Genomic DNA, 23,748 nt, shown 5'->3' on the forward strand with positions numbered 1-23,748 from the left:
TAAAGGAGTATTTCTCATGACTAAAGTTAAAAACTTCAAAACAATCTTCCCTGCTGTTTCTGTTCCGCTCAACGACGATTACTCTATTAATGAACCAGAATTTCGCTCTTACCTTCGCTGGATCAAAACTTTTTACGGCAAGGGAATGGATGGCCTAGTCTGTAACGGCCACACCGGTGAAATTACCGGACTGACCCGTGAAGAACGCAAGCGTGTCGTTGAAATCTGTGCAGAAGAGTGCGGTGATGTCATGACAATCGTTTCAGGTATTAACTGTGAAAATACAGCTGAAAGCATTGAAATGGCCAGCGAAGCCAAAGAAGCCGGCGCTGATGCTATCCTTTTGATGCCGCCGCACATGTGGCTGCGCTTCGGTATGCACCCTGATGCACCGTTCGAATATGTTAAAGATGTTGCCGAAGGTGCGGACATTGATATTGTTATCCACCTTTACCCCGCAACCAGCAAGGCCTTCTATCCTGTCGAAACCCTGATTAAGATGTGCAAGGAAATTGATCACGTCAAATGTATCAAGATGGGAACGCGCGTAACGTCCATCTATGAACATGATGTCCGCCTGCTGCGTCAGGAATGTCCTGATATTTCCCTCATTACCTGTCACGACGAAACGCTCTGTGTCAGCTGGTTCCCAGGCATGGATGGTGCCCTTATTGGATTTGCAGGATGCGTTCCGGAAATCATCTGCCCGGCACGGGAAGTCTTCGCAAATCCTGACAAGCATACATTGAAGGAAGCACAAGATTGGTCAGACCGTATCTTCCATATTTCACAAGCAATTTACGGCGGCGGACAGCCTTCCGGCGAAGCCCATGCCCGTTTGAAAGAAGCACTGGTACAGCGCGGTATCTTCAGCTCAGGATTAATGAGAAAACCTGTACTGCCGCTCAATCAAGAAGAAAAAGACTGGATCGCGCTCGGTTTGAAACGCAGCGACCTGCCTGCTGTTGATATGACTCCATTCAAATAATTGTATCTACAGAAATGGAGTCGCTTATGACTGATAAAGATAATCAAAATACTGACTTGTCATCTGTTAAAAAGCTCGGTTTTCGGGAAATTTTAAAACGAATCGGTCCCGGTTTGATTTTAACAGGTGTTGTTATCGGTCCTGGAAATATCACGGCGTCTGCCATGATGGGAGCAAACTATGGTTATCGGCTGATCTGGCTGGTAATCCCCATCATTTTTATGGGAGTTACCTTCATGCTGACGTCTTACCGGATTTCCATGTTAACCGGCATGCCTATCCTACACGCCATCAGGCATTATTACGGCGGAATTGCTTCGGGCTTTGTCGGCTGTGCCCTCTTTTTATCCTGTCTCTTCTTTACCTTGGGAAATATTAGCGGTACCGGCGCTGGGATGAATTTGATTTTTGGTATCAACTGGAAATTAGGTGCGCTCATCATGCTTGCTGTGCTGATGTACTGTTATTTTTCTAAGGGCGTTTACTCGAAGGTTGAAAAAGGTATTTTAATCTGTATCATTGGCATGATTCTTGCTTTTTATGCCACTCTGATTGCTTCCGGCGGACCCGATTGGGGTGCCCTTGGCAAGGGACTGGTTCTGTGGAAGGTGCCCAAGGGCAGCCTGAGCACAGCACTGGCTTATATCAGTACCAATGCTGCGGTTACAGCCGGTATCTACGGGACCTATCTGGGAGTTGAGAAAAAATGGAAAAAAGAAGATCTGTTTAACGGTGCCATGTTCTGGGATGCTATAGCGCATGTCATTACCGTTGTCTTGATTTCAGGAGCCATTATTCTGGTGGGAGCCATCGTCTTGCATCCCCAGCATATTGCTATTCAAAACCCATCACAATTAGCCGACCTGCTTGTGCCATTTTTGGGCAAGGCTGCTAAATTTGTCATGGGAGTTGCCCTGCTGGGTGCAGGGTTCTCATCGCTTCTCGGCAACACGCAGCGCGGTATGGTTCTTCTGGGAGCAGGATTTGACAAAGATGTTGCCCTTGAATCGAAATTTATTCGCTGGGGCTGTCTTATCTGTCTTGTATTTGCCTGCATCGTCTGCTTTTCTTACAATGGTTCTCCTACCCAATTGATTTTTATTGCAAATGTAGCAACTGCTATCGCAACACCTGTCGCCGGGCTCTTTGTTATGCTGATTCTGTGGAAGCCGGAAATTCATAAGGGCTATAAAATCCCCAGAATTTTACAAATCTCCATGACTATTAGCTATATTTTCGTTCTGGCAATGACTGTCTCTGCTCTGGGCGTTTATATACCGCAATTGATTGAGTCTTTAGGAGGCTAAAACCGTAAAAAAGCCGCTTGTGCTTTTAAGCATCTTAGAGCTGTATGCTCTTTATGTTTATCAGCCGGCGGCTTTTTCCTTTTACAAAGAATATAGTATAATAAAGATAACTATTTTTTAAATCACTAGATAAGGAGTATATCATGGAAAATGTCAGAAAAATCGGCATTACCGATACTGTTCTGCGGGACGCCCATCAATCCTTGATGGCTACCAGAATGCCTCTGGCTGATATGGAACCGATCATCCCTTTGCTGGATCAAGTCGGCTATGCCTCGCTTGAGTGCTGGGGCGGAGCAACCTTTGACGCCTGCATTCGCTTTTTAAATGAAGATCCTTGGGAACGCCTGCGCACCATCAAAAGACTGGCTCCCAACACCCCTTTGCAGATGCTGCTGCGCGGGCAGAACTTATTGGGCTACCGCCACTATGCCGATGATGTTGTTGAAAAATTTATTAGGCTTTCTGCTGAAAACGGGATTGATATCTTTCGGATTTTCGATGCCTTAAATGATGTCAGAAATTTAAAAACGGCTCTTCAGGCTGTTAAAAAGACCGGAAAAGAGGCTCAGCTAACCATCTGTTATACCATCAGTGATGTCCATACCGTTCCTTATTATGTTTCACTTGCTCAAAAGATGCAGGATATGGGAGCAGATTCCCTGTGTATCAAAGACATGGCCGGTATTTTAACGCCGGCAAAAGGGAAAGAGCTGGTTTCTGCTCTGACTGAAGTCATCAGCATTCCGATTGTCGTTCATACGCACTGTACCAGCGGTATTGCTCCTTTGACTTATCAGGCTGTCTTAGAAGCTGGGGCCGATCGTATTGACACGGCTATCTCGCCTTTTAGTGAAGGAACCAGCCAACCGGCTACGGAGTCTATGGCTATTGTTCTTGAAGAATTAGGATATGACCACGGCCTGAACATGGACCTGCTTAAAGAAGCTGCCGATTATTTCAGACCTTTAAAAGACCGTTATCTCAAGGAAGGGCTCTTAGACCCGAAAATGCTGACGCCTGATCCGCGCTCGCTCATTTATCAGGTGCCGGGCGGCATGCTGTCAAACATGTATTCCCAATTAAAGCAGGCTGGTGCCATTGACAAATACGAAGAGGTTCTAAAAGAAATTCCCCGTGTCCGCAGGAATCTTGGCTATCCGCCGCTGGTAACGCCGCTCAGTCAGATGGTGGGAACACAGGCAACGATGAATGTTGTAGCCGGAAGCGCCTATAAAATGGTGCCCAGCGAAATCAAGGCCTATCTTATGGGCCAATACGGCCGCTCCCCTGTGCCTATAGATGAAGATTTCCGCACTCAGCTGATTGAGGATGAAGAGGTGATTACCGACCGCCCGGCTGATCACTTGGATCCTGAATTTGACAGCTTGGCTAAGAAGGTGTCAGGCCTTGCACAATCCGATGAAGATGTCCTGATTTACGCCCTCTTTCCCAAGGTTGGAAAAGACTTTTTGACACAGAAGTACCGGCCGGCAGAACCCCAAACAGACCTTATCAAGGTGTCAGGAAGATTTTAAAAGGAAGGAAATATCATTATGACATTAACCGATATGTTTATTATAACCTTGGCATCGATGGGGTTGGTTTTTCTTATTCTGACCGGTTTGATGTATGTTATCCAGCTGACGGCTGTTCTGGTCAATGCTTCTGACAAAAGGGCAGAACCTGCGGCCTTATCAGTACCGGCGCAAGCAGCCAGACCGCTGACAGGTCAGGAGCTAGTTGACAAAGACAAGCATGCAAAGATAGCTGTTATTACAGCGCTAGCCATTGCCAGCAAAGAAGAAAATAAACAGTTTAAAATCGAAAAAGTTGAAAAAGTAGGGAGTCAAAAATGAAAACATATGAAGTAAACGTTAATGGCGATATCTATATTGTCAGCCTGAGAGAACTTGATGCGGCAGAGGCATCTGCTCCTTTGAAACAAACAGCGGCACCGACACCGGCACCGGCGGCTGCCGACAGTTCAGACGGCTACGCTATTCAGGCACCGATGGCAGGAAAAATTCTGCAAATCCATAAGGCTGTCGGAGATACCGTCAAAGCCGGAGATATGCTGTTCACCTTAGAAGCTATGAAAATGGAAACACCTATTCAGGCGCCAAGAGACGGGGTTGTTGCTGCTATTGCTGTTTCAGCCAACCAAACCGTCAATACTGATGATCTGCTGATGACCATCTAACAAGGAGAATCGCTATGCAAATCATTCATCAATTGTTAGAAACATCCGGCTTTTATAATTTAACCTATCAGAACATCATTATGATTATGATTGCCTGCATTTTCCTCTACTTGGGCATCAAAAAAGGCTATGAACCTTATCTGATGATTCCGATTTCCTTTGGAATGCTGCTGGTGAATCTGCCGCTAGCTAATTTAATGGCCGGACCGACAAAAACGGAAGCCGGCGGGCTGCTCTACTATCTTTATCAGGGAACGCACCTGGGTATCTATCCGCCCTTAATTTTTCTCTGTCTGGGAGCATCAACAGACTTTGAACCCTTGCTGGCAAATCCCAAGACGATTTTGCTGGGAGGGGCTGCCCAGTTCGGTATTTTCGCGGCTTTCTTTCTGGCAGCCAGCTGGGGTATGTCTCCTCAGGAAGCAGCTTCTGTGGGAATTATCGGCGGTGCCGACGGTCCGACAGCGCTCTTTTTAACGTCGAAACTGGCGCCCCATCTGCTGTCCGCTATTGCTCTGGCAGCCTATTCTTATATGGCGCTTATCCCCATTATCCAGCCGCCTATCATAAAACTGCTGACAACCCAAAAAGAGCGCCGCATTGTTATGAAAGTCGGCAGAAAAGTCAGCCAGCGGGAAAAAATTATCTTCCCAATCGTGGTTACCATTTTTGTCAGCCTGCTGGTTCCCAGTGCAACGACCCTGATTAGCTGCCTCATGCTGGGCAACTTGGTCAAAGAATCCGGTGTTGTGCCAAACATTACTACCGTGCTGCAAAATGCTCTCATGTATGGTATTACTATTATTCTTGGCTTGACTGTCGGAGCAAAAGCTGACGGATCCTTGTTTTTGTCCGTCACAACTTTGAAAATCACGCTCCTCGGCCTCATTGCCTTTACAGTTGGTACCGCTTCAGGCGTGTTAATGGGCAAGCTCATGTGTTACCTGTCTAAGGGTAAAATCAATCCAATGATCGGTGCAGCCGGTGTATCAGCCGTGCCAATGGCTGCGCGTGTTGTCCATAAGGAAGGGCAAAAAGAAGATCCTGAAAACTTCCTGCTCATGCATGCCATGGGACCAAACGTTGCCGGCGTTATCGGCTCAGCTATTGCAGCTGGTATTTTACTGGCCTTCTTCTCATAAAATCATTTTGCTGACTATTAAAAAAAGCGAGATTCCCATCAGAGTCCTTAAGGAATTGATGGAAATCTCGCTTTTTCAATCTATGCAGTATCAACTGATTGATTCTTTATTGCTGTAAAATCGCCAGTGTTTGATAAGGTTTCAAGGTGATTTTTTCAGAAAGTTCGACATTATCATAATTACTGATTAACACTTTTCCTGCTTGATAATTTGCTGCCAGGTCAAGCTCTGCCTCAGCTGCCGAAAAATTATTGAGCACCAGCAGTTTTTGGCCTTCGTATTCTCTTTCAAAGGCATAAACCTGACTGCTGTCCCTGTAAGCTGCCTGATAATCCCCTTGGGCTATAATCGGCAAAGTCTTACGCAGGCGGATTAATTCCTGATAGAAAGGGAAAATCTTCCCTTTCTTTTCCTTGGCAACATTAATCTGCTGATAAGTTCTGCCGACTTTGAGCCAAGGCTCCGCTGTTGAAAAGCCTGCATTGTTACTGGCATCCCACTGCATGGGCGTGCGGGAATTGTCCCGCGACTTGGCCTTAATGATGGCAAATGCTTGTTCCTGTGTCTTGCCGGAAGCCAGCAATTCCTGATAGGCATTGAGAGACTCAACATCCACATAATCGTCCATGCTGTCATAGTCTGGATCGAGCATGCCGATTTCTTCACCCATGTAAATATACGGTGTTCCGCGCGACAGATGAATGCTGGCAGCCAGCATAGTCGCTCCTTCATTGCGAAAATGCTCAATATTAATAAAACGGTTGAGTGCACGCGGCTGGTCATGGTTATTCCAAAAGAGAGCGCTCCAGCCATTTCCCTCGCTCATGCCTTCGCCCCAAGTGTGGAAAAGATTTTTTAATTCTTCAAAATCAAAGGTCTTGAGTGTCCATTTTTGCCCATTTTCGTAGTCCACCTTAAGATGGTGAAAGTTGAAAACCATAGACAGCTCATGGCTGTCAGGATTGCTGTACTGAACACAGTTTGGAATGTCTGTAAAACTCATCTCGCCGACCGTCATGCCATCGCTGTCCTTGCCAAAGGTAGCTTGGTTGAGCATTTTTAAATAATCATGGTTAATCGGACGGTCCGTATATTCCGGCTTGCCGTCAAAGGCCGGATTGTCCTTTAATTCTTCATCCTTGCCAATCAGATTGATGACATCAAAACGAAAGCCCTTGACACCTTTGCTGCGCCAAAAATTAACTACCTTGAACAATTCTTCACGCACGTGCGGATTGCGCCAGTTAAGATCAGCCTGTGTCACGTCAAAGAGGTGGAGATAATACTTGCCGGTATTGCCAAAAGGCGCCCAGGCGCTGCCGCTAAACTTAGAAACCCAGTCTGTCGGTTTATCGCGTAAAATAAAGAAATCTTGATAGTAAGCATCACCGGCCAGAGCCTTTTGAAACCACTCATGGTCAGTCGAGCAGTGATTGAGCACCATATCCAGCATGATTTCAATGCCGTGCTCCTTGCCTTTGCGGGACAGTTCCTCAAAATCGTCCATAGTGCCAAACAGGGGGTTTACAGCCGTATAATCAGAAACATCATAACCATTATCCCGCTGCGGACTTGGGTAGAAAGGATTGAGCCAGATGACACCCACACCCAATTCTTCCAGATAGGGGAGCTTTTCAATAATCCCTCTTAAATCACCAATCCCATTGCCAGTTGTATCCTTATAAGACTTTGGATAAATTTGATAGACAACCTTTCTCTTGTCCAATGTCATACTATGCTCCTCACTAATAATAAGAGAGCAGGATAAAGGCTGCTTTCTCACGTCTAATATCCTACTCTGTTATCCATTATATCAATTTTTTCTAAATTTTACTTGCTGTCATCAATTCATCTCCCCGCTCGATATCATGCGGCAGCACTCCGACAGCATCCGGCTGATAATCATTTTGGTTTGTTACAATAACCGGTGTTTCAGTGACATAACCCGCTTTTTTAATCACATCCATATCAAAGCTGATGAGTTGATCCCCTGTTTTAACGCGGTCTCCTTGTTTAACAAAGGCTTTAAAACCTTTTCCTTCAAGGTTGACAGTATCCATACCGATATGCATGAGCAGCTCCAGCCCTTGGTCGGTCACAAGACCGACAGCATGGTTGGTTGGGAAAAGCACAGAGACAACACCGTCAACCGGCGATACGAGAAGACCTTCGCTTGGTTCAATCAAGACGCCTTGCCCCATGACTCCCTGAGCAAAGACAGGGTCTGTCGCTTCAGACAAAGGTTTAACCACTCCGGTTAAGGGGCTTTTAACGTTAACAAGAGTTCCTTTTTCAGCGACTGTGCTTTCTTCTGCTTCAGCAATGGCAGCCACTTGCGGAGCCTTTACTGTTTCATCTTCTGTTTTGGTAAAATAACCTGCTTTTCTAAAGAAAATGGTAACAGCAAACGGAATCACGATAGCTGCTGCCATACAGAGGAAGAAAGGCATCATGTATTTAACATTGATTGCCATAAAGCCTGGCAGGCCGCCAACACCGATGGAATTGGCCTGAACATTGAATGTTGTTGAGAGAAGACCGGCAACACTTGACCCGATCATTCCGGCTACAAATGGGTAAACGTATTTAAGGTTGACCCCAAAGAGAGCCGGTTCTGTTACACCCAGATAAGCTGAAATGGTTGCAGGCAGAGCAATCTGCGCTTCGCGTTCATTATGACGGTTCATCCAGTAGTAAGCAAATACGGCTGACCCCTGAGCGATATTAGACAGGGCAATCATTGGCCAAAGTCCCGTTGTCCGGCTGGCCGTATCCGCGATAAGCTGTGTATCAATGGCATTGGTCATGTGGTGCAGACCAGTGATAACAAGCGGTGCATAAAGAGCACCAAAGATTGCGCCAAAGAGCCATTTGACAGGTCCTGTCAAACCAGCAAGCACAACAAATGAGATTCCCTTACCAATGGTCCAGCCGATTGGTCCAAGAACGGTATGTGCCAAAATCAGAGCCGGCACCAAGGACAGGAATGGTACAAAAATCATGGACACGACTTCAGGAATAACCTTGCGCCAGAAGCGTTCAAGATAGGCCAGCGACAGCCCTGATAAAAGAGCTGGAATGACCTGTGCCTGATAGCCGATACGTCTAACAGTAAAGAAACCAAAGTCCCACACCCAGTTTTTAGCAATTTCAGCTGATGATGTACTGGCAACATTGTAAGCATTGAGGAGCTGCGGCGATACTAAGCAGATACCAAGAACGATCCCCAAAATTTGGCTGGTGCCCATTTTACGAGAAACCGACCAAACAATTCCTACAGGCAGGAAGTGGAAAATAGCTTCGCCGGGCAGCCATAGAAAGGCATTGACACCGCTCCAGAACTGAGAAACTTCTACAATGGTTTTGCCTCCCAGATTGGCAAACTCCACACCTTCCAGAATATTGCGGAAACCTAAAATAAGCCCTCCGACAATAATCGCTGGAATAATTGGCGTAAATATCTCTGCTAAGAGTGTCATCACGCGCTGAATTGGATTTTGATTTCCTTTAGCTGCTGATTTTGCTGCTTCTTTAGAAACCCCTTCAATGCCTGAGACAGCTGTAAAATCATTGTAGAAAATCGGTACGTCGTTTCCGATAATGACTTGGAACTGTCCTGCATTGGTAAAGGTTCCTTTGACAGCAGGAATTCCTTCAATTGTTTTGATGTCTGCTTTCTTGTCATCATTTAAGACAAAACGCATGCGCGTGGCACAGTGCGTCACAGCAGAAACATTCTCTTTACCGCCGATGGCATCCAGCAATACCTGGGCATCTTTTTCAAATTTTCCCATAGCTTTCTTCTAGGTCGCCCTAGACCTCCTTATTATGATAAAAACAAATATGTTTACAGTTTTATTGTAAACGGTAACAAATTTGTTTGCAAGTTGTTTGTGGAAAAAAGAAGATATTTTTGGTAAAATAAGAGAAGTTGTATGTCTTTTTTTAGACAAGTGAGGTGAAAACAAGGTCATGAAAAAATATGAAGTCATTTTCCAAGAACTGCAAAAGGCCATTGCTGACGGAAAATATCAGATTGGCGACTACCTGCCGACTGAGACCCAGCTCTGCCAAAACTACGCCTGCAGCCGCGATACCGTCAGAAAAGCTCTGCAGCTGCTGGTTAAGGCAGGACTTATCAATACACAGCAGGGGCGCGGCTCGCAAGTTATCAAGCATGAGCAGATTGACTTTCCCGTCTCTCAGCTGACCAGCTATCAAGAATTGGTTCAGCAGCTCCATATGAATTCTAAAACCAATGTTATCGCTATCGACAAGCTGATTGTTGATTCCAAGTTAGCCAAGCTGACCGGCTTTGCACCGCGCTGCCTTCTCTGGCGTATTACCAGACAGCGCGTGGTGGATGGCGTGGCCTCCGTTCTCGACACCGATTATCTGGATAAATCTCTAGTTCCTGATATGACTAGGGAAATTGCCGAGTACTCTATTTACAATTATCTTGAAAACAATCTTAAGTTAGATATCGCCTATGCCAAAAAAGAAATCACGATTGACCAGATTACAGAAAAAGATAAAATTTTGCTGGATATTGACTCAGAAAGCCATGTCGTTTCGGTCAAATCTAAAGTCTATCTGAGCGATGAGCGGCAGCTGCAGTTTACCGAAAGCCGGCACAAGCTTGAAAAATTCAAGTTTGTCGATTTTGCCAGACGCAAAAAAGCAACCGACAGCTATGTCGCTATTTATCCCACAGATGTTTAATTCCAAAACAAAAAGGCTTGCGATACGCTTAAGTGCAGGACTGTCATCCTTACTTAAGAAACGCAAGCCTTTTCCCCTTGCTTCACGCTGAGCGAGGTGCTGCAGCAATCAGCTGTATCACAGAGGGTGTTGTCTGTTATTTTTTGCTATCTAAAATAATGGTCACCGGTCCGTCATTCACCAAAGACACCTGCATGTCAGCTCCAAACACACCAGTTTCCACCGGAACAAACTGAGCCAGTTCCCTATTAAAACGCTGATAAAAGGCCTCAGCCATGTCCGGCGGAGCAGCTTTGGTAAAAGCAGGCCGATTGCCCTTTTTAGTATCAGCAAAAAGCGTAAACTGCGAAACAGAAAGAACGGAACCTTTAATATCCTGCACAGACAAATTCATCTTGCCTTCTGCATCAGAAAAAATCCGCATGTTGATAATTTTTCGGACAGCATACTCCAAATCTTTTTGGGTGTCATCCGGTCCGACTCCAACCAGTAACAGCAGCCCCGGACCAATGGCTGCTTTTGTTTGCTTTTCAATAGCCACACTGGCTTTTAAAACACGCTGTAGAACGATTCTCACGCTAAGCTCCTTTATAAACAGTTTATTTTTTGGGTCTTGAAAAGCACCTCTTTCAAGCAGAGCAAGCCCAGCATAGCCTGAGGGGTTTTCTCAGCTGCTCAATGAGCAGCAGCCCTATGAAAGAAGTGTCAATAATAGTATCATCCGTTGGTTCTCTTAACAGAATAAACATCCGGGATGATCTTAATTTTGTCAACGACAGCTGTCAAAAGTGCTAAATTAGGAATGCCAAAAGTGACATGAATATTAGCAAACTTCATATCCTTGGTCGGCTGGGCGTTGACTGTTGAGATGTTCTTGGTCTGATTGGACAGAATCTGCAGGACATCATTCAGCAGCCCTGAACGGTTGAGACCGTAAATATCAATCTCAGCCATGTATTCTTTTGTGGAATGTTCATCATCCCACTCAACCTCAATGAGGCGCTCTTCATAACCTTCCTGACTTTTGATGTTGTTGCAGTCAGCGCGGTGGATGGCTACCCCACGTCCTTTGGTCACATAGCCTTCAATCGGATCTCCCGGTACGGGATTGCAGCACTTGGCAATCCGCATGAGAAGATCAGACGAGCCCTGAATGATAACGCCGCCTTCGCTTTTGACCTTAAGCACTTCTTTTTTGTTGTCGTGCTTGACTTCGCCGCCCTTCATCAGTTCCTCGGCCTCTGCTTTGGCCTTAGCCCGCTCTTCTTCGCGGCGTTCTTTTTCAGTCAGTTTATTAAAAACATTGGCCGGTGAAATTTCCCCAAAACCGACAGCAGCGTAGAGAGCCTCTTCATTGCGGTAGTTGAGGCGGCTTAAAACAGCTTCAAGGTGTTTTTTATCTAGGTATTTATTGGCGACATAGCCATGCTCCTGAAAATAATCAATCAGCAGGTCACGCCCCTTGGTAATGGATAATTCCTTATCCTGATTTTTAAAGAACTGGCGGATTTTATTGCGGGCCTTGTTGGTCTTGACAATATTAATCCAGTCGCGGCTGGGACCAAAAGAATTTGAATTGGTGATGATTTCAACCACATCGCCGGTTTTCAGCTTAGCGGTTAGGGGAACCATACGGCCGTTAACCTTGGCTCCGGTGGCCTTTTCCCCCACCTGCGTGTGAATGGCATAGGCAAAATCAATAGGCCCAGAATCCTTGGGCAGCTCTTGAACGGCACCGTTCGGTGTAAAGACATAGATGCGCTCAGCGAAAATATCTTCCTTGACAGAATCCACAAAGTCTACTGCATTGCCGTTAGAAGCAGCCTGCAGCTCAACCAGCTCTTTAATCCAGTTCATACCCAGAGCAGACTCTTGGCTGTTGACCTTGCCCTTGATCCCCTTTTTGTAGGCCCAGTGAGCTGCAACCCCGTATTCAGCAACTTGATGCATTTCGTGTGTGCGAATCTGCACTTCGATCGGTCCCTTGGGACCATAGACCGTCGTGTGAATGGACTGGTAGCCGTTAGCCTTAGGATTGGCAATGTAATCCTTAAAGCGGCCGGGCATGGGGCGCCAAAGTTCGTGAATATAGCCCAGCATGGCATAAACATCGCTTTGGGTATCTAAAATACAGCGAATGGCAATCAAATCATAGATCTGGTCAAAACGTTTTTTCTTGTCGCGCATCTTGCGATAGATAGAATAGATATGCTTAGGACGGCCGTAAATATCGCCGTGCAGTCCCTGTTCTTCCGTATATGCTTTAATTTTATCGACAATGTCATTGACCAGCGCTTCACGTTCGCGGCGCTTTTCATTCATCAGGTGGGAAATCTTGTAAAACTCAACTTCATTCAGATAGCGAAAGGCCAAATCTTCCAATTCCCACTTAATGCGGCTGATCCCCAAGCGGTGCGCCAAAGGAGCGTAAATCTCCATCGTTTCCCGGGAAATACGCTCTTGCTTGTCTTTGCGCAGGTGTCTTAAGGTTCGCATATTGTGCAGACGGTCGGCCAGCTTAACCAGAATAACCCGAATATCCTTGGACATGGCCATGAGCATCTTGCGGTGATTCTCAGCCAGCTGTTCTTCGTGCGATTTGTATTCGACCTTACCCAGCTTTGTCACCCCATCAACAATGTTTTTGACATCGCTGCCAAACTTGTTTTCCAAATTATCTAGGGTTGCTTCAGTATCTTCAATGACATCATGCAAAAAACCGCAGGAAACCGTGATAGCGTCCAGATGTAAGTCCGCTAAAATCCCTGCAACCTGAATAGGATGAATAATGTAGGGCTCTCCCGACTTACGAAATTGGCCGTTATGGCATTCTACTGCGTAGTCCAAAGCTTTTTGAACAAGGGCCACATCTGCCTCATTCATATAAGCAGAGCATATATCAATAACTTCCTGACCTGTTAAATTTGCATCTTTTGCCATGTTTGTCCTCTCTAAAAATATCTTATTCTTATTCTAACACTTTAAGACCAAAAGAAAAAGAAGATTGTCGCTCTCAAGCCCAATCTTCCTTCTTATTTATATACATGTTTTACATCCCATAGAAGAATCACTGCTCCTCAACAGCCTCGTCCAGATAGGCTTCACAGGCCAGACCGCAGTGATCACTGATCGAAGGGTACTGCTCCCCGTCAAGAACGACTGCTGATTTTTCTGTTCGCCATTGAGGACTCAGAAAAATATGGTCAACCTTGAGGGCTTCCTGATTGCCCTGCCAGCCATCAATCTCTTTTTGAATAGTTGCTGAACCATAAGCATCCTTAGCTGCTTTATGGCTGTCCTTAAGCTGAAGTCGGCTCTTTAAAATCAGATTGTAGCCGGGTCCATCTGTCGGATTGTTGAAATCACCCATGAGCAGCAAAGGACATTCTAGGGCTGATAAGGCAGTTGCCAGCTTTTCCCATTCTTCTTCAAACCCCTTATTCCACCAAGACAGATGCACACTGGCAACAGCCACTGTTTTCCCTTCAAAGGCAGTCCTTGCCAAAAGCACCCGCCTGGTATGATAATCCCTTTCATCATCTGTTTGGGATACTAAGAGCGTCTCGCTCCGAAGCGGCTCTTTTGATAAAATGGCAACACCTTCCTGAAAACGCCCATAACCAATATGGTTGTAAGCCCATGACCAGTAATAAGACTGCCCTTGAGCTGATAAAAGTTTGACCAGCTCAAGAGCATAATTATCCTCATGAATAGCAGGCGTTCCGGGTGCCTGACAATAGTTAAACAAAGCTTGTGAGGGCTGTGAAGTCACAAGCTGATTGACTTCCTGCAGACAGATGATATCATACTGCTCTTTAAGAATGGCTTGCGCTAAAATTTTTAATTTTTCTCGCGGATTTTCTTCCATCCAGCTGTGGGTATTGATGGTCAATAATTTCACTGGGATTCTCCTTTGTCACATAAGAAAGCCTAAAAATGGCAGCACTGTCTTTTTTAGTTAACCATAAAAAATAGAAAGAGGCAAGAGGGTCTGGTAAATAACCGCCTCTTCCTCTTTCCTTCAACTGCTACAGTTCTACTTTAGCAACCACTGTTTTGGCAGCTTGACGTCCTGTTTTGTCAAGACTGACAGCTTTTAGTTCTGCTGTGTTGGTAAAGGCAACAATAACGGTTGTTTCCCGGTCAGCAGATTTTATAGCTTCTAAGTCAGCAACCAAGAGCAAGTCGCCGGCTTCAACACGCTGACCGTCTTTTACCTTGGCTGAGAATGGCGCGCCGTTTAAGGCAACCGTATCTAAGCCCACGTGAATGAGCACTTCCAGACCTTGATCCGTTAAAAGTCCCAGAGCGTGTTTTGTTGGAAAGACGCTGGTAACTAAGCCCGATACAGGAGCATAGATATTGCCGTTTTCCGGTTCAACCGCAAAACCATCTCCCATCATCTTTTGTGAAAAGACTGGGTCGTGAACTTCCGTAATTGCTATGACTTCCCCGTCAGCAACAGTTGCTACTTCTTCTGTGACACCTTTAAAGACTGCTTCTGCCGGCTGTTCTTCTTCCAAAGCAGCCAGATCCGTTTTAGGAATTTCTGCACCTGAATCCAGTAAATCCTGAATATCAGATTTCAAGACATCAGCCTTAGGGCCGTAAACAGCCTGAACACCATTGCCCTTGACAATCAGTCCCATAGCACCGGCTTTCTTCCAGCTGGCTTCATCGCCCACTTTAGCAACATCAGCTACCGTAATCCGCAGGCGGGTCATGCAAGCGTCGACATCAGCAATATTTTCCTTGCCGCCTAAGAGGTTGATGATTTTGACAATTTGTGAATTGGCATCAGCAGCTCCTGCTTTGGCGCTGCCGCTTTCAGGCGCATCATCGCTGTCATCGTAGTTACCGTTGCGGCCCGAGGTGGCAAGATTGAATTTCTTAATCATGAAATTAGCAATAAAGTACATGGCACAGCCAAAGACAACAGACACCCAAACAAAGTTGATCAAATCAATAGCCAGACCTGCTTTGATAGCCATTGGTGTTCTGGTCAAAAGCTCGATATTACCAAATGAATGAATCCGTAAAGGAACCAGGTCTGCCATAGCAAAAGCAAGACCTTGCATCACAGCATAAACAAGATAAAGAGGCAGCGCTGCAAACATAAACATGTATTCAAGCGGTTCGGTGACCCCTGTCAAAAAGACTGCCACAGCTGCAGAGATGAACATCCCTTTGTATTTTTCTTTTTTATCCGGATCAACATTGCGGTACATGGCAAAAGTAAGTCCCATGAGAATACCGCTGGCACCAATCATTTGCCCAACCTTGAAACGAGCCGGCGTTACTGTTGAGAGCAAGTGACGGTACTGTTCCATATGACCGGCACCTTTAAGGTTAATCAGATCAGTCACCCAAGCCAGCCAGAGCGGATCCTGTCCAAATACCTGAGCTCCCTTGCTGGCACCTGTCAGAACAACATAGGTACCGCCCAGTGAAGTATAGTTCATTGGAATAGTCAGCATGTGGTGCAGACCAAACGGCAAGAGCAGACGCTCCAAAGTACCATAAAGGAAAGGAGCTAAAAACGGTGCTGAATTTTGCGAAGATGCAATCCACATACCAAAGCCGTTGATACCAGACTGAATAACCGGCCAAACAACTGACAGGATCAGAGCTACAATGGTTGAGCGAACAATAACAACAAAAGGCACAAAACGTTTCCCGTTGAAGAAAGATAAAACGTCGGGCAGTTTGCGGAAATTGTAGTATTTATTATAGGCTGTCGCGCCGACAAAACCGGAAATAATACCGACAAAGACACCCATGTTCAAGGCAGGCTGGCCGAGAACATTGATAAAGTAGTCAGACACGTGCATTTTCCCGCCAAAGATATTGTGAACATAGCTGGATTTATCAGCAATCATATCTAAGGAAACTCCGTAAAAATTCCCTGTGATAAGATTGATCAGGATAAAAGCAATAGCTGCGGCAAAAGCACCGCCGGCACGTTCCTTAGCCCAGCTGCCGCCGATTGCCAGCGCAAATAAGATATGAAGGTTATTGATAACGCCCCAGCCGATTTGAGCAATGATATTTGCAACCGTCACCAAGATAGTTGATTTGGGATCGATCAAGGCTAAAGAATTACCAATCGAAACCATTAAACCTGCAGCAGGCATAACAGCAATAACAACCATTAAACATTTTCCGAACTTTTGCCAGAATTCAAAAGTGAAAAGCTGTTTATAATTTTTCATTTTTACCTCCCACGCAAACGTTTTATGCAAACGTTTGCAAATTGATACTATTATTATATCATGAAATATTTTTTTGTAAAGACCTTTTTAAAAATTAAGCAAAAAAAGAAAGCCTGCTTAGCAGCCAATTACTTGCCAAAGCTAAGCAGACGTCTTGGATTAATTCTCACGAACGGAGAACATTCACTCTTTACGATTGGACCGGGTTGAGTCCCTTTCAATAATCTGATGGGGAATCGTCAGCGAGCTTTCCCCTTCTGCCTTACCCAAAATCAGCTCTGCGGCCTTGCTTCCCAACTGATAAGGAAAGATATCAACCGAGGTCAGCGCAGGCGTCGCCAGTTCACTGACGATGGAGTTGTTAAAGCTGATCATGGCAAAGGAATCCCCAGGAAGATCCAGCTTTTTAAACAGGCGCTGCAGCCGGATGGCCATAATATCATCACAGGCCACAAAAGCTTCCAGACAGGGATTTTTTGCTAAAAAGGAACTTAAAACCGCAAGATTGGCGCTGTCATCAATTCTTGACAGGTGCAGCTTCCTGGTTTTTTGCCCCTGCTCTTTCATGACCTTGGCATAGCCCAGATAACGGCTGGCCTGCACCAGCTCATCCATGTCCGTATAGGCATAAGCAATGTTATGATACCCCTTATCAACAAGAAACCGGGCAGCATCCTGACCTGCTAAAGTATTGTTATTATCCACAAATTGAATGCCCTTTTGCGCAGCATTATAAGATTCCCCCACAACCACACAGGATACTTGGACTTTTTGCACAAATTGAAAAACCTTATCATTGGCCTTTGAATAGAGAAAGATGAATTTAGCAATATTGCCGCTGCGAATCAGAGTTTCGATATTGGCAATTAATTCATCTTCTGTCCGCCCTGTTGCCAAGCTGACCATGTAATGGTTATCTGTACAGACTCCTGATATGCCTTGAATAATCTGCATGAAGAAGGGATTGTTGCCCAGCGATTCTTGGCTTTCGCGAACAGGCAGAACAACTCCGATTGTGTTGGAGCGCCGTTTAACCAAATTTTGGGCTGAGTAATTGGGAGAATAATTCAGCTCTTTCATCGCCCTGCGGACACGTTCCTTGGTTGCCTGACTGATCATATCATTGTCATGCATGGCACGGGATGCTGTCGAAGCTGAAACGCCTGCTAATTTTGCGACATCTTTAATAGTTGCCATAGGTCTTCTTTCTAATCTTTTTGTTAATTCTAGAATAGTCATTTTTCAGTGGCGTGTCAAGAGAAAGTGAGATGTTAAAAATTATTCACTTTTTAATTGACAAAGGCCTTCGATAGTGATATATTTATAACAGAAACAGTTATAAATAATTAACATTTCGATAAAGAAAGAAGGTCTGTTTTATGAAAAACCGTGTCTGCAAATGGATTATTCTCATTTGGCTGATGACAATGTTCGGGCTTTGGTTTTTAACGCCGTCGACTGAAAACCCTTGGCTAAAAAATACCGTCTTTCTCATCACCCTAGCTGTCCAAGCAATCGTCTTTCTAGCCGTAAGCAAAATACCTCAAACCAAAAAAGAAGACCGCTATTTCGGGCTGACTGAAAAACTTTACAGCCTGACCATCTTTGCAGCTATGGGCATTTATATAAAGGGCGTTTGGGCCATTACCCCCAATACCACTCCCGTCTGGATAAAGCATGTCTTTTTAGGCTTGGTTCTGTTGGTTCTAGCTATTTTCTTTCTCTACTTTATTTTCAAAAAAGTGGAGGAAAAACCTGATGAACGTTTCTATGCTGACTTAGCCAAGGCTGCCTGCCTTACCTTAAGTTTGATCTTAGCCTGCTTGATGATTTTGAGCATCGTCACCTTCTTTTTCCCATTTACCCTAACAGCCGGTATGATCCTAATCTTCGGAGCAGCTATGATTTTGGCTTTTGATATTGCTTTTTTCCTCTTTGAGAAAAGGGGTGCTTAGTATGGCTAATATTACGACTAAGCTCAAAGAACTGCGCAAGGCCAAAAAAATGAGCCAGCAGGAACTGGCACAATTAGTCGGCGTGCGCCGCGAAACCATTGTTCACCTGGAAAACAACCGTTATAATCCCTCTCTTGAAATGGCTCTCAAAATCGCCGAGATTTTCCAGCTGCCCGTGGAAGATATTTTTCAACTGAATAAGGAGGAAGACTCATGAACACACAAACCTGCCCTTACTGTGGGGAAAATCAATTTGTCACAGCCAAGCAAAATAAAGGCTATGCTGGCATTTCACGTTCAGGCAATGCCTCTGGTCTGGGGCAATCGCTCTGCCTAGAAATCTGCAAAAACTGTGGAACGGTTGTTCGATTTTTTGTGGAAAATCCTGAAAAATTAAGTTAGATTACACAAAGAAGCTGTCCAGTACAAACAGCTTCTTTTTTACTTCATCAATTCTAAGGCGTAAGACACTGCACTTAAAGCATACAGCGGAGCGGTTTCTGTCCGCATGATACGGGGACCAAGTCCAACTTTGACAGCCCCTGCTTGCTCAAAGGCTTGGATTTCAGCAGGTGAAATGCCGCCCTCTGGACCAAAGATGAAAAGAAATTTCTGCCCCTCTTCAGCAAGCGCCAATTCACGCGCCAAGGCAGCAGTTTCCCCTTCTTTGGCAGATTCTTCATAGGCAAGCAGAATTTTATCAAAATGGGCCAGCTGAGCCAGAAAATCAGCTTTCTTCTCGAAGAGTTTAACCTGAGGAATGGCATTGCGTTTGGATTGCTCAGCTGCTCCTTGAACAATCTTGGCCAATTTATCAGCTTTCTTAGCCAGTTTTTTGCTGTCCCATTTGGCCACAGACCAGTCAGCCGGAAAGGCCCAGAGAGCATGCGTCCCCAGTTCGGTCGTCTTTTGCGCCAGAAATTCTAATTTATCCCCCTTGGGAAAACCTGAAGCGATAGTCACTTGCACCGGCATTTCCACATTGTCTGACAGCTCCTCTGTGATTTCAAACCTGTGTGCCTGGGCATCGGTCACACGCGCTAACCGTTTGATTCCATCATCAAAAACCAGCACCGCCTCATCACCCTCGGTCAAACGCATGACCTGAAACATGTGCTTGATGGTATCCTTATCGGTAATGGTCACAAACTTATCCGCTCTGCCATTTACAAAATACTGCTGCATCTAGCCTCCTATTATACCTAAAATATCGTCTGTCTTCCTAAACACCAAAGCGTTCCACTCCCCCTGAACCATGTGGGTCTCAAGGAAAAAGCCTGCGCTGTAAGCCGCTTCGAGCACCATATCCAACTTCTCGCTAATAATGCCGGACATAATGAGGTAGCCTTCATCCTTGATTAGACGGTAGGCATCCTCTGTCAGATTGACCAGAATATCTGCCAAAATATTAGCCACAATGACATCCGCCTCCTGAGTCACGCCTTTCAGTAAATCGCCCGCTGCCACATGGATATTGCCCGTCCCAGCATTGAGATCAATATTTTCCTGAGCCACACGCACCGCCACATCATCGAGGTCGTAAGCGTAAATGTCCTTGGCGCCCAGAAGAGAGCTGGCTATGGAGAGTACTCCTGACCCTGTGCCCACATCAAGCACCGTCTCGCCGCCGCGCAGAACCTGCTCCAGCGCAAAGAGACTCATCTTGGTTGTTGGGTGTGTTCCAGTCCCAAAGGCCATACCAGGATCCAAGCGAATAATCTTTTCTTCGCCGGCTGCTTCATAGACCGTCCAAGACGGTACGATAGTCAAATCATGGGTGATGCGGGCAGGCTCATAGTATTTCTTCCAGTTTTCTGCCCAGTCTTCCTCAGCTAGTTCCTGAGTGAAGAGCTCCACCCGACCTGTCTCCAGACCAAAATCAGAAAGCTTGGCCAAGCGCTGGCTGACGTCTCTTTCGATGTCTTCCATATTGACCGTCTCAGGATAATAGGCAGTGATTTTGACCGTTTCAACCTGCTCAACTTCCGGAAAAAGCTCGCCGTATTTGCCGACGCCGCCAAGATAGTCCGCACTGTCATCAATCGCAACCCCTTGGCTGCCGGATTCGATTAAAATATTAGAGGCCGCTTCTTCTGCCTCACGATTCACACGAATAGTTAGTTCTTGCCAGTTGTTCATAATTTAAGATACCAAGCCCGTAAAACACAAAGTCAAAATAGGAAGCCTCCGACCATGCTGGCATCTAGGAGAGCTTTATTTTTTGGCTCAGTGCTTAGGGCGGGTTCAGTTAGCCCTGCTAACCAAACTTCCTTTCTATGTATTTTTCCTTGTCTAATACCTCGGATAAGGGTAAAATTCCCTTTCTTTGAGTTCTGCTCTGCCCTGGTCAAAAGCTGCGCTGTCCCAAGCAATAGCAAAGTCTTCTGCCTCATCATCTGCCAGAAAATCCATCAAATCACTCAAGCCCTCTGAAGCAGTTTCATTTAAAAATTGGGCAAAATAGGCCAAGAATTCGCGCGATAAGCCCTTCTTGGGCTCATAGGGAATGCTCACCAAGTAATCTTCCGCAGTAAACTGCGATTTTTCGGGATTGTAAAAGAGGACATAATCCTCAAAAACAATATCTTCACTGGAAACCTCGCCCCTGTCGTCAATAGTTTCCACGCTGTCAGCGTTCTGCGCCTCCAAAATAAAGGTGACCTCTACTGCATGATTTTTCTTTTGCCAATCCATAGCAAAGTCAAAATCCAAATGTTTGTCTAACTCTTCTTCCAGCACTGATAAAAAGCCGTATTTCGCCATCAGTTTCTCCATCTAATGTCATTTTCTTCCATTATAACATATAAGATTTTCATAAGAGCTCCGAGAACAAATTTTTGCACCGGCAGCAAGTTTGCAAACCATCAGCAGCAAACAGTTTGTAAGTTCAAGCATACCCGCTGTCCTGCAAAAACATCTTTTTGACAAAATGTGTTACAATAGTGCTAAAAAGCCGAGGTGTCAACATGCTGATTAAACCTATGGAACTAATGGAACTTGACCAAGTTATTGCACTGGAAAATGCGGTTTGGTCAAGCGAAAATACGCCTGTTTCCTTACCTCTTGCCAGTAAGGATAAACTGATTAAAAGTTTTGAAAAGGGCAGGCATTTCTTAGTGGCTAAAGAAAAGGACCGCATTCTGGCTGTCCTTGATTACGGTTCGCTCTATTCCTTTCCAAGCGGCAGCCATGTTGTTAGCTTTGGTATCGCAGTTGATAGCAGCCAGCGCAGAAAAGGTATTGGCAAGAAACTGATTCAGGCTTTTCTAGACACTGTCAAAAATGATTATCAAATCGTTATCATTCATGTGCTGTCTACTAATTGCCCTGCTATTGCTTTTTATGAAAGCTTGGGCTTTTGCCTAGAAGCACGTTTAAAGCGGCAGTTCTTTCTTCGCAGTCAGTATGTTGACGATCTTATTTTTAGTTTTGACCTGAAAGAACGCCCTGCAGCCTAACTGCTGTAAAAAAACAAAGAAAGGAAATTCATGATTAATAATCTAGCTTTGCGCATGCGTCCGCGGGATATTGCTGAAGTAATCGGGCAGCAGCATTTGGTCGGTGAGGGGAAAATCATTTCGCGCATGGTCGCAGCCAATCGCCTGTCATCAATGATTCTTTACGGACCGCCCGGTATCGGCAAAACATCTATCGCTGCTGCTATTGCCGGAACCACAAAATATGCTTTTCGTACATTCAACGCGACGACAGATACCAAAAAACGTCTGCAGGAAATTGCCGAAGAGGCTAAATTCTCAGGCGGTCTGGTGCTTCTTTTAGATGAAATCCATCGTCTGGACAAAACGAAACAGGACTTTTTGCTACCGCTTTTAGAAAACGGCCAAATCATTATGATTGGGGCAACAACTGAGAATCCCTTCTTTTCAGTGACACCTGCCATCAGAAGCCGGGTTCAGATTTTCGAGCTGGAACCACTGGCCGCTGATGACATCAAACAAGCCCTCAAATCTGCCCTTGCTGACAAAGAACGGGGCTTTGATTTTGAGGTAAAGCTGGATGAGGATGCCCTTGATTTTATTGCTCTGGCAACCAACGGCGATTTGCGTTCGGCTTATAACTCACTTGACTTAGCCGTCATGTCTACCCGGCCTGATGACAGCGGCTTGCGCCATATCACCTTAGATACTGTCGAAAACAGTCTGCAGCGCAGCTATATTACCATGGATAAAGACGGAGACGGTCATTACGACGTCCTGTCTGCCCTGCAAAAGTCCATTCGCGGTTCAGACGTCAATGCCAGCCTGCACTATGCAGCCCGACTGATTGAGGCGGGAGATCTGCCCAGCTTAGCCAGACGGCTGATTGTCATTGCTTATGAAGATATCGGGCTGGCTAATCCCGACGCCCAAATTCATACCGTAACAGCACTTGAAGCTGCCAAACAGATTGGTTTTCCTGAGGCCAGAATCCTAATTGCCAATGTCGTGATTGATCTGGCTTTGTCTCCCAAGTCCAATTCTGCCTATGAAGCTATTGATGCGGCTCTGGCTGACCTTAGGCAAAATGGAAATCTTCCCATACCCCGCCATCTGCGTGACGGACATTACGCGGGCAGCAAGGAACTGGGCAATGCCCAAGGTTATAAATACCCGCATGCCTATCCTGAAAAATGGGTCAAACAGCAATACCTCCCCGATAAAATCAAAGGAGCTGACTATTTCACAGCCAATCAAACCGGCAAATATGAACGAGCTCTGGGAGCTAACAAGGACAAAATCGATGAACTCCTAAAGTAAGGCGACCAGAAAAAATTAAATTTTTAGCTTGAAATTTTTGAACAATATGGTATCATAATTAGAGAAGATTGCTGTGGCATACGAATTCACATCCAAGTGTTGACCGACTATTTTTTTGTATTATCGGGAAACAGAAGTCATTCTCCAGTATGCAGGCCGTTCCACGCGGAAGCAACTAAAGGAGAAGCGAGTTGCCCACCTGCTTTAAGTGTGCGGGTTCAATACAAAACGTGAATCATCGGTGCCAATACAGCATTTTGCCTCCTTAGCTCAGTTGGTAGAGCAGTGGACTCTTAATCCATGGGTCACAGGTTCGAGCCCTGTAGGGGGTATCTAACTCAACAGAGAAAAGCCTGTCATATCGGGCTTTTCTTTATGCTTTTTTGGCTCTGGCTCATGCTTTGGTCCATGCTCTTTTCTCGCTCAAACCATTCATCCCGTATCTCCTCCAACAAATGGAAA

General features: G+C 45.4%; 22 protein-coding genes, 1 tRNA gene and 1 other RNA gene. 14 read left to right on the top strand and 10 right to left on the bottom strand.

Annotation, left to right across the window (positions count from 1 at the left end; genetic code table 11):
- The first annotated feature begins 16 nt into the window (after positions 1-16).
- From BMI76_RS01780 to BMI76_RS01805, 6 genes are all read left to right on the top strand, one after another.
- A complete protein-coding gene (locus BMI76_RS01780) occupies positions 17-988 on the top strand; it encodes a dihydrodipicolinate synthase family protein (RefSeq protein ID WP_075345910.1) in 972 nt (323 codons plus the stop codon).
- A 26-nt stretch (positions 989-1,014) separates the two neighbouring features.
- Positions 1,015-2,295, top strand: a complete 1,281-nt coding sequence (locus BMI76_RS01785; RefSeq protein WP_142355022.1) for an Nramp family divalent metal transporter — start codon at positions 1,015-1,017, stop codon at positions 2,293-2,295.
- Positions 2,296-2,438: 143 nt separating this feature from the next.
- Entirely contained in the window at positions 2,439-3,833 is a 1,395-nt protein-coding gene (locus tag BMI76_RS01790; protein ID WP_075345912.1) for an oxaloacetate decarboxylase subunit alpha, read from the top strand.
- Between the two features lie 18 nt (positions 3,834-3,851).
- Positions 3,852-4,154, top strand: coding sequence for an OadG family protein (locus BMI76_RS01795; protein WP_075345913.1), 303 nt, complete (start codon positions 3,852-3,854; stop codon positions 4,152-4,154).
- Positions 4,151-4,498, top strand: a complete 348-nt coding sequence (locus BMI76_RS01800) for a biotin/lipoyl-containing protein (protein WP_075345914.1) — start codon at positions 4,151-4,153, stop codon at positions 4,496-4,498. Before BMI76_RS01795 ends, BMI76_RS01800 begins: the two co-directional genes overlap by 4 nt.
- A gap of 14 nt (positions 4,499-4,512) precedes the next feature.
- Positions 4,513-5,640, top strand: coding sequence for a sodium ion-translocating decarboxylase subunit beta (locus BMI76_RS01805; protein WP_075345915.1), 1,128 nt, complete (start codon positions 4,513-4,515; stop codon positions 5,638-5,640).
- A gap of 106 nt (positions 5,641-5,746) precedes the next feature.
- On the opposite strand, the gene treC is transcribed toward BMI76_RS01805, so the two are convergent.
- Together treC and treP are read right to left on the bottom strand one after the other, a co-directional pair.
- A complete protein-coding gene (treC, locus tag BMI76_RS01810; protein WP_075345916.1) occupies positions 5,747-7,372 on the bottom strand; it encodes an alpha,alpha-phosphotrehalase in 1,626 nt (541 codons plus the stop codon).
- A gap of 91 nt (positions 7,373-7,463) precedes the next feature.
- Complete coding sequence (gene treP / locus BMI76_RS01815) at positions 7,464-9,434, bottom strand: PTS system trehalose-specific EIIBC component (RefSeq protein ID WP_075345917.1); 1,971 nt, start codon at positions 9,432-9,434, stop codon at positions 7,464-7,466.
- 178 nt (positions 9,435-9,612) lie between these two features.
- Between treP and treR the strand changes: the two genes are divergently transcribed.
- A complete protein-coding gene (gene treR, locus BMI76_RS01820) occupies positions 9,613-10,362 on the top strand; it encodes a trehalose operon repressor (protein ID WP_075345918.1) in 750 nt (249 codons plus the stop codon).
- Between the two features lie 136 nt (positions 10,363-10,498).
- Here treR and dtd read toward each other — a convergent pair whose 3' ends face one another.
- The 5 genes from dtd to BMI76_RS01845 all read right to left on the bottom strand — a co-directional run bounded on the left by dtd (position 10,499) and on the right by BMI76_RS01845 (position 17,771).
- A complete protein-coding gene (gene dtd / locus BMI76_RS01825; RefSeq protein ID WP_075345919.1) occupies positions 10,499-10,939 on the bottom strand; it encodes a D-aminoacyl-tRNA deacylase in 441 nt (146 codons plus the stop codon).
- A 140-nt stretch (positions 10,940-11,079) separates the two neighbouring features.
- The gene (locus BMI76_RS01830; RefSeq protein WP_075345920.1) at positions 11,080-13,302 is read right to left on the bottom strand and encodes a bifunctional (p)ppGpp synthetase/guanosine-3',5'-bis(diphosphate) 3'-pyrophosphohydrolase; all 2,223 of its coding nucleotides are present in this window, start codon (positions 13,300-13,302) and stop codon (positions 11,080-11,082) included.
- Between the two features lie 127 nt (positions 13,303-13,429).
- Positions 13,430-14,230 (bottom strand): endonuclease/exonuclease/phosphatase family protein, encoded by an 801-nt coding sequence (locus BMI76_RS01835; protein WP_180372820.1) that lies wholly within the window; start codon positions 14,228-14,230, stop codon positions 13,430-13,432.
- Positions 14,231-14,390: 160 nt separating this feature from the next.
- Positions 14,391-16,574 carry a PTS transporter subunit IIBC gene (locus tag BMI76_RS01840; RefSeq protein WP_075345922.1) on the bottom strand — a complete coding sequence of 728 codons (2,184 nt, stop codon included), beginning with the start codon at positions 16,572-16,574 and terminating at the stop codon, positions 14,391-14,393.
- 183 nt (positions 16,575-16,757) lie between these two features.
- On the bottom strand, positions 16,758-17,771 hold the full coding sequence (locus BMI76_RS01845) for a LacI family DNA-binding transcriptional regulator (RefSeq protein ID WP_075345923.1): 1,014 nt from the start codon (positions 17,769-17,771) through the stop codon (positions 16,758-16,760).
- A 182-nt stretch (positions 17,772-17,953) separates the two neighbouring features.
- On the opposite strand from BMI76_RS01845, the gene BMI76_RS01850 reads away from it, so the two are divergent.
- Genes BMI76_RS01850 through BMI76_RS01860 form a run of 3 tightly spaced genes read left to right on the top strand, consistent with a single transcriptional unit; the run spans position 17,954 to position 18,931 of the window.
- Positions 17,954-18,529 carry a DUF3796 domain-containing protein gene (locus BMI76_RS01850; RefSeq protein ID WP_075345924.1) on the top strand — a complete coding sequence of 192 codons (576 nt, stop codon included), beginning with the start codon at positions 17,954-17,956 and terminating at the stop codon, positions 18,527-18,529.
- Between the two features lies 1 nt (position 18,530).
- A complete protein-coding gene (locus tag BMI76_RS01855) occupies positions 18,531-18,746 on the top strand; it encodes a helix-turn-helix transcriptional regulator (protein WP_027975207.1) in 216 nt (71 codons plus the stop codon).
- Positions 18,743-18,931, top strand: coding sequence for a hypothetical protein (locus tag BMI76_RS01860; protein WP_075345925.1), 189 nt, complete (start codon positions 18,743-18,745; stop codon positions 18,929-18,931). Before BMI76_RS01855 ends, BMI76_RS01860 begins: the two co-directional genes overlap by 4 nt.
- 39 nt (positions 18,932-18,970) lie before the next feature.
- On the opposite strand, the gene BMI76_RS01865 is transcribed toward BMI76_RS01860, so the two are convergent.
- The 3 genes from BMI76_RS01865 to BMI76_RS01875 all read right to left on the bottom strand — a co-directional run bounded on the left by BMI76_RS01865 (position 18,971) and on the right by BMI76_RS01875 (position 21,292).
- Positions 18,971-19,714: a 16S rRNA (uracil(1498)-N(3))-methyltransferase gene (locus BMI76_RS01865; RefSeq protein WP_075345926.1), complete on the bottom strand. Its 744-nt coding sequence runs from the start codon at positions 19,712-19,714 to the stop codon at positions 18,971-18,973.
- Entirely contained in the window at positions 19,715-20,668 is a 954-nt protein-coding gene (gene prmA, locus BMI76_RS01870) for a 50S ribosomal protein L11 methyltransferase (RefSeq protein ID WP_075345927.1), read from the bottom strand.
- A 153-nt stretch (positions 20,669-20,821) separates the two neighbouring features.
- Positions 20,822-21,292, bottom strand: coding sequence for a DUF3013 family protein (locus BMI76_RS01875; protein ID WP_075345928.1), 471 nt, complete (start codon positions 21,290-21,292; stop codon positions 20,822-20,824).
- 203 nt (positions 21,293-21,495) lie between these two features.
- Between BMI76_RS01875 and BMI76_RS01880 the strand changes: the two genes are divergently transcribed.
- The 4 genes from BMI76_RS01880 to BMI76_RS01895 all read left to right on the top strand — a co-directional run bounded on the left by BMI76_RS01880 (position 21,496) and on the right by BMI76_RS01895 (position 23,618).
- Positions 21,496-21,987: a GNAT family N-acetyltransferase gene (locus tag BMI76_RS01880; protein WP_075345929.1), complete on the top strand. Its 492-nt coding sequence runs from the start codon at positions 21,496-21,498 to the stop codon at positions 21,985-21,987.
- 30 nt (positions 21,988-22,017) lie between these two features.
- Positions 22,018-23,286 (top strand): replication-associated recombination protein A, encoded by a 1,269-nt coding sequence (locus BMI76_RS01885; protein ID WP_075345930.1) that lies wholly within the window; start codon positions 22,018-22,020, stop codon positions 23,284-23,286.
- 65 nt (positions 23,287-23,351) lie between these two features.
- Positions 23,352-23,546, top strand: a non-coding RNA gene (gene ssrS, locus BMI76_RS01890) — 6S RNA.
- Positions 23,546-23,618, top strand: a tRNA-Lys gene (locus BMI76_RS01895). The genes ssrS and BMI76_RS01895 overlap by 1 nt, the downstream gene beginning before the upstream one ends.
- The last annotated feature ends 130 nt before the right edge of the window (positions 23,619-23,748 follow it).

The organism is Streptococcus sp. 'caviae', from assembly GCF_001937065.1.
Taxonomy (GTDB): Bacteria; Bacillota; Bacilli; order Lactobacillales; family Streptococcaceae; genus Streptococcus.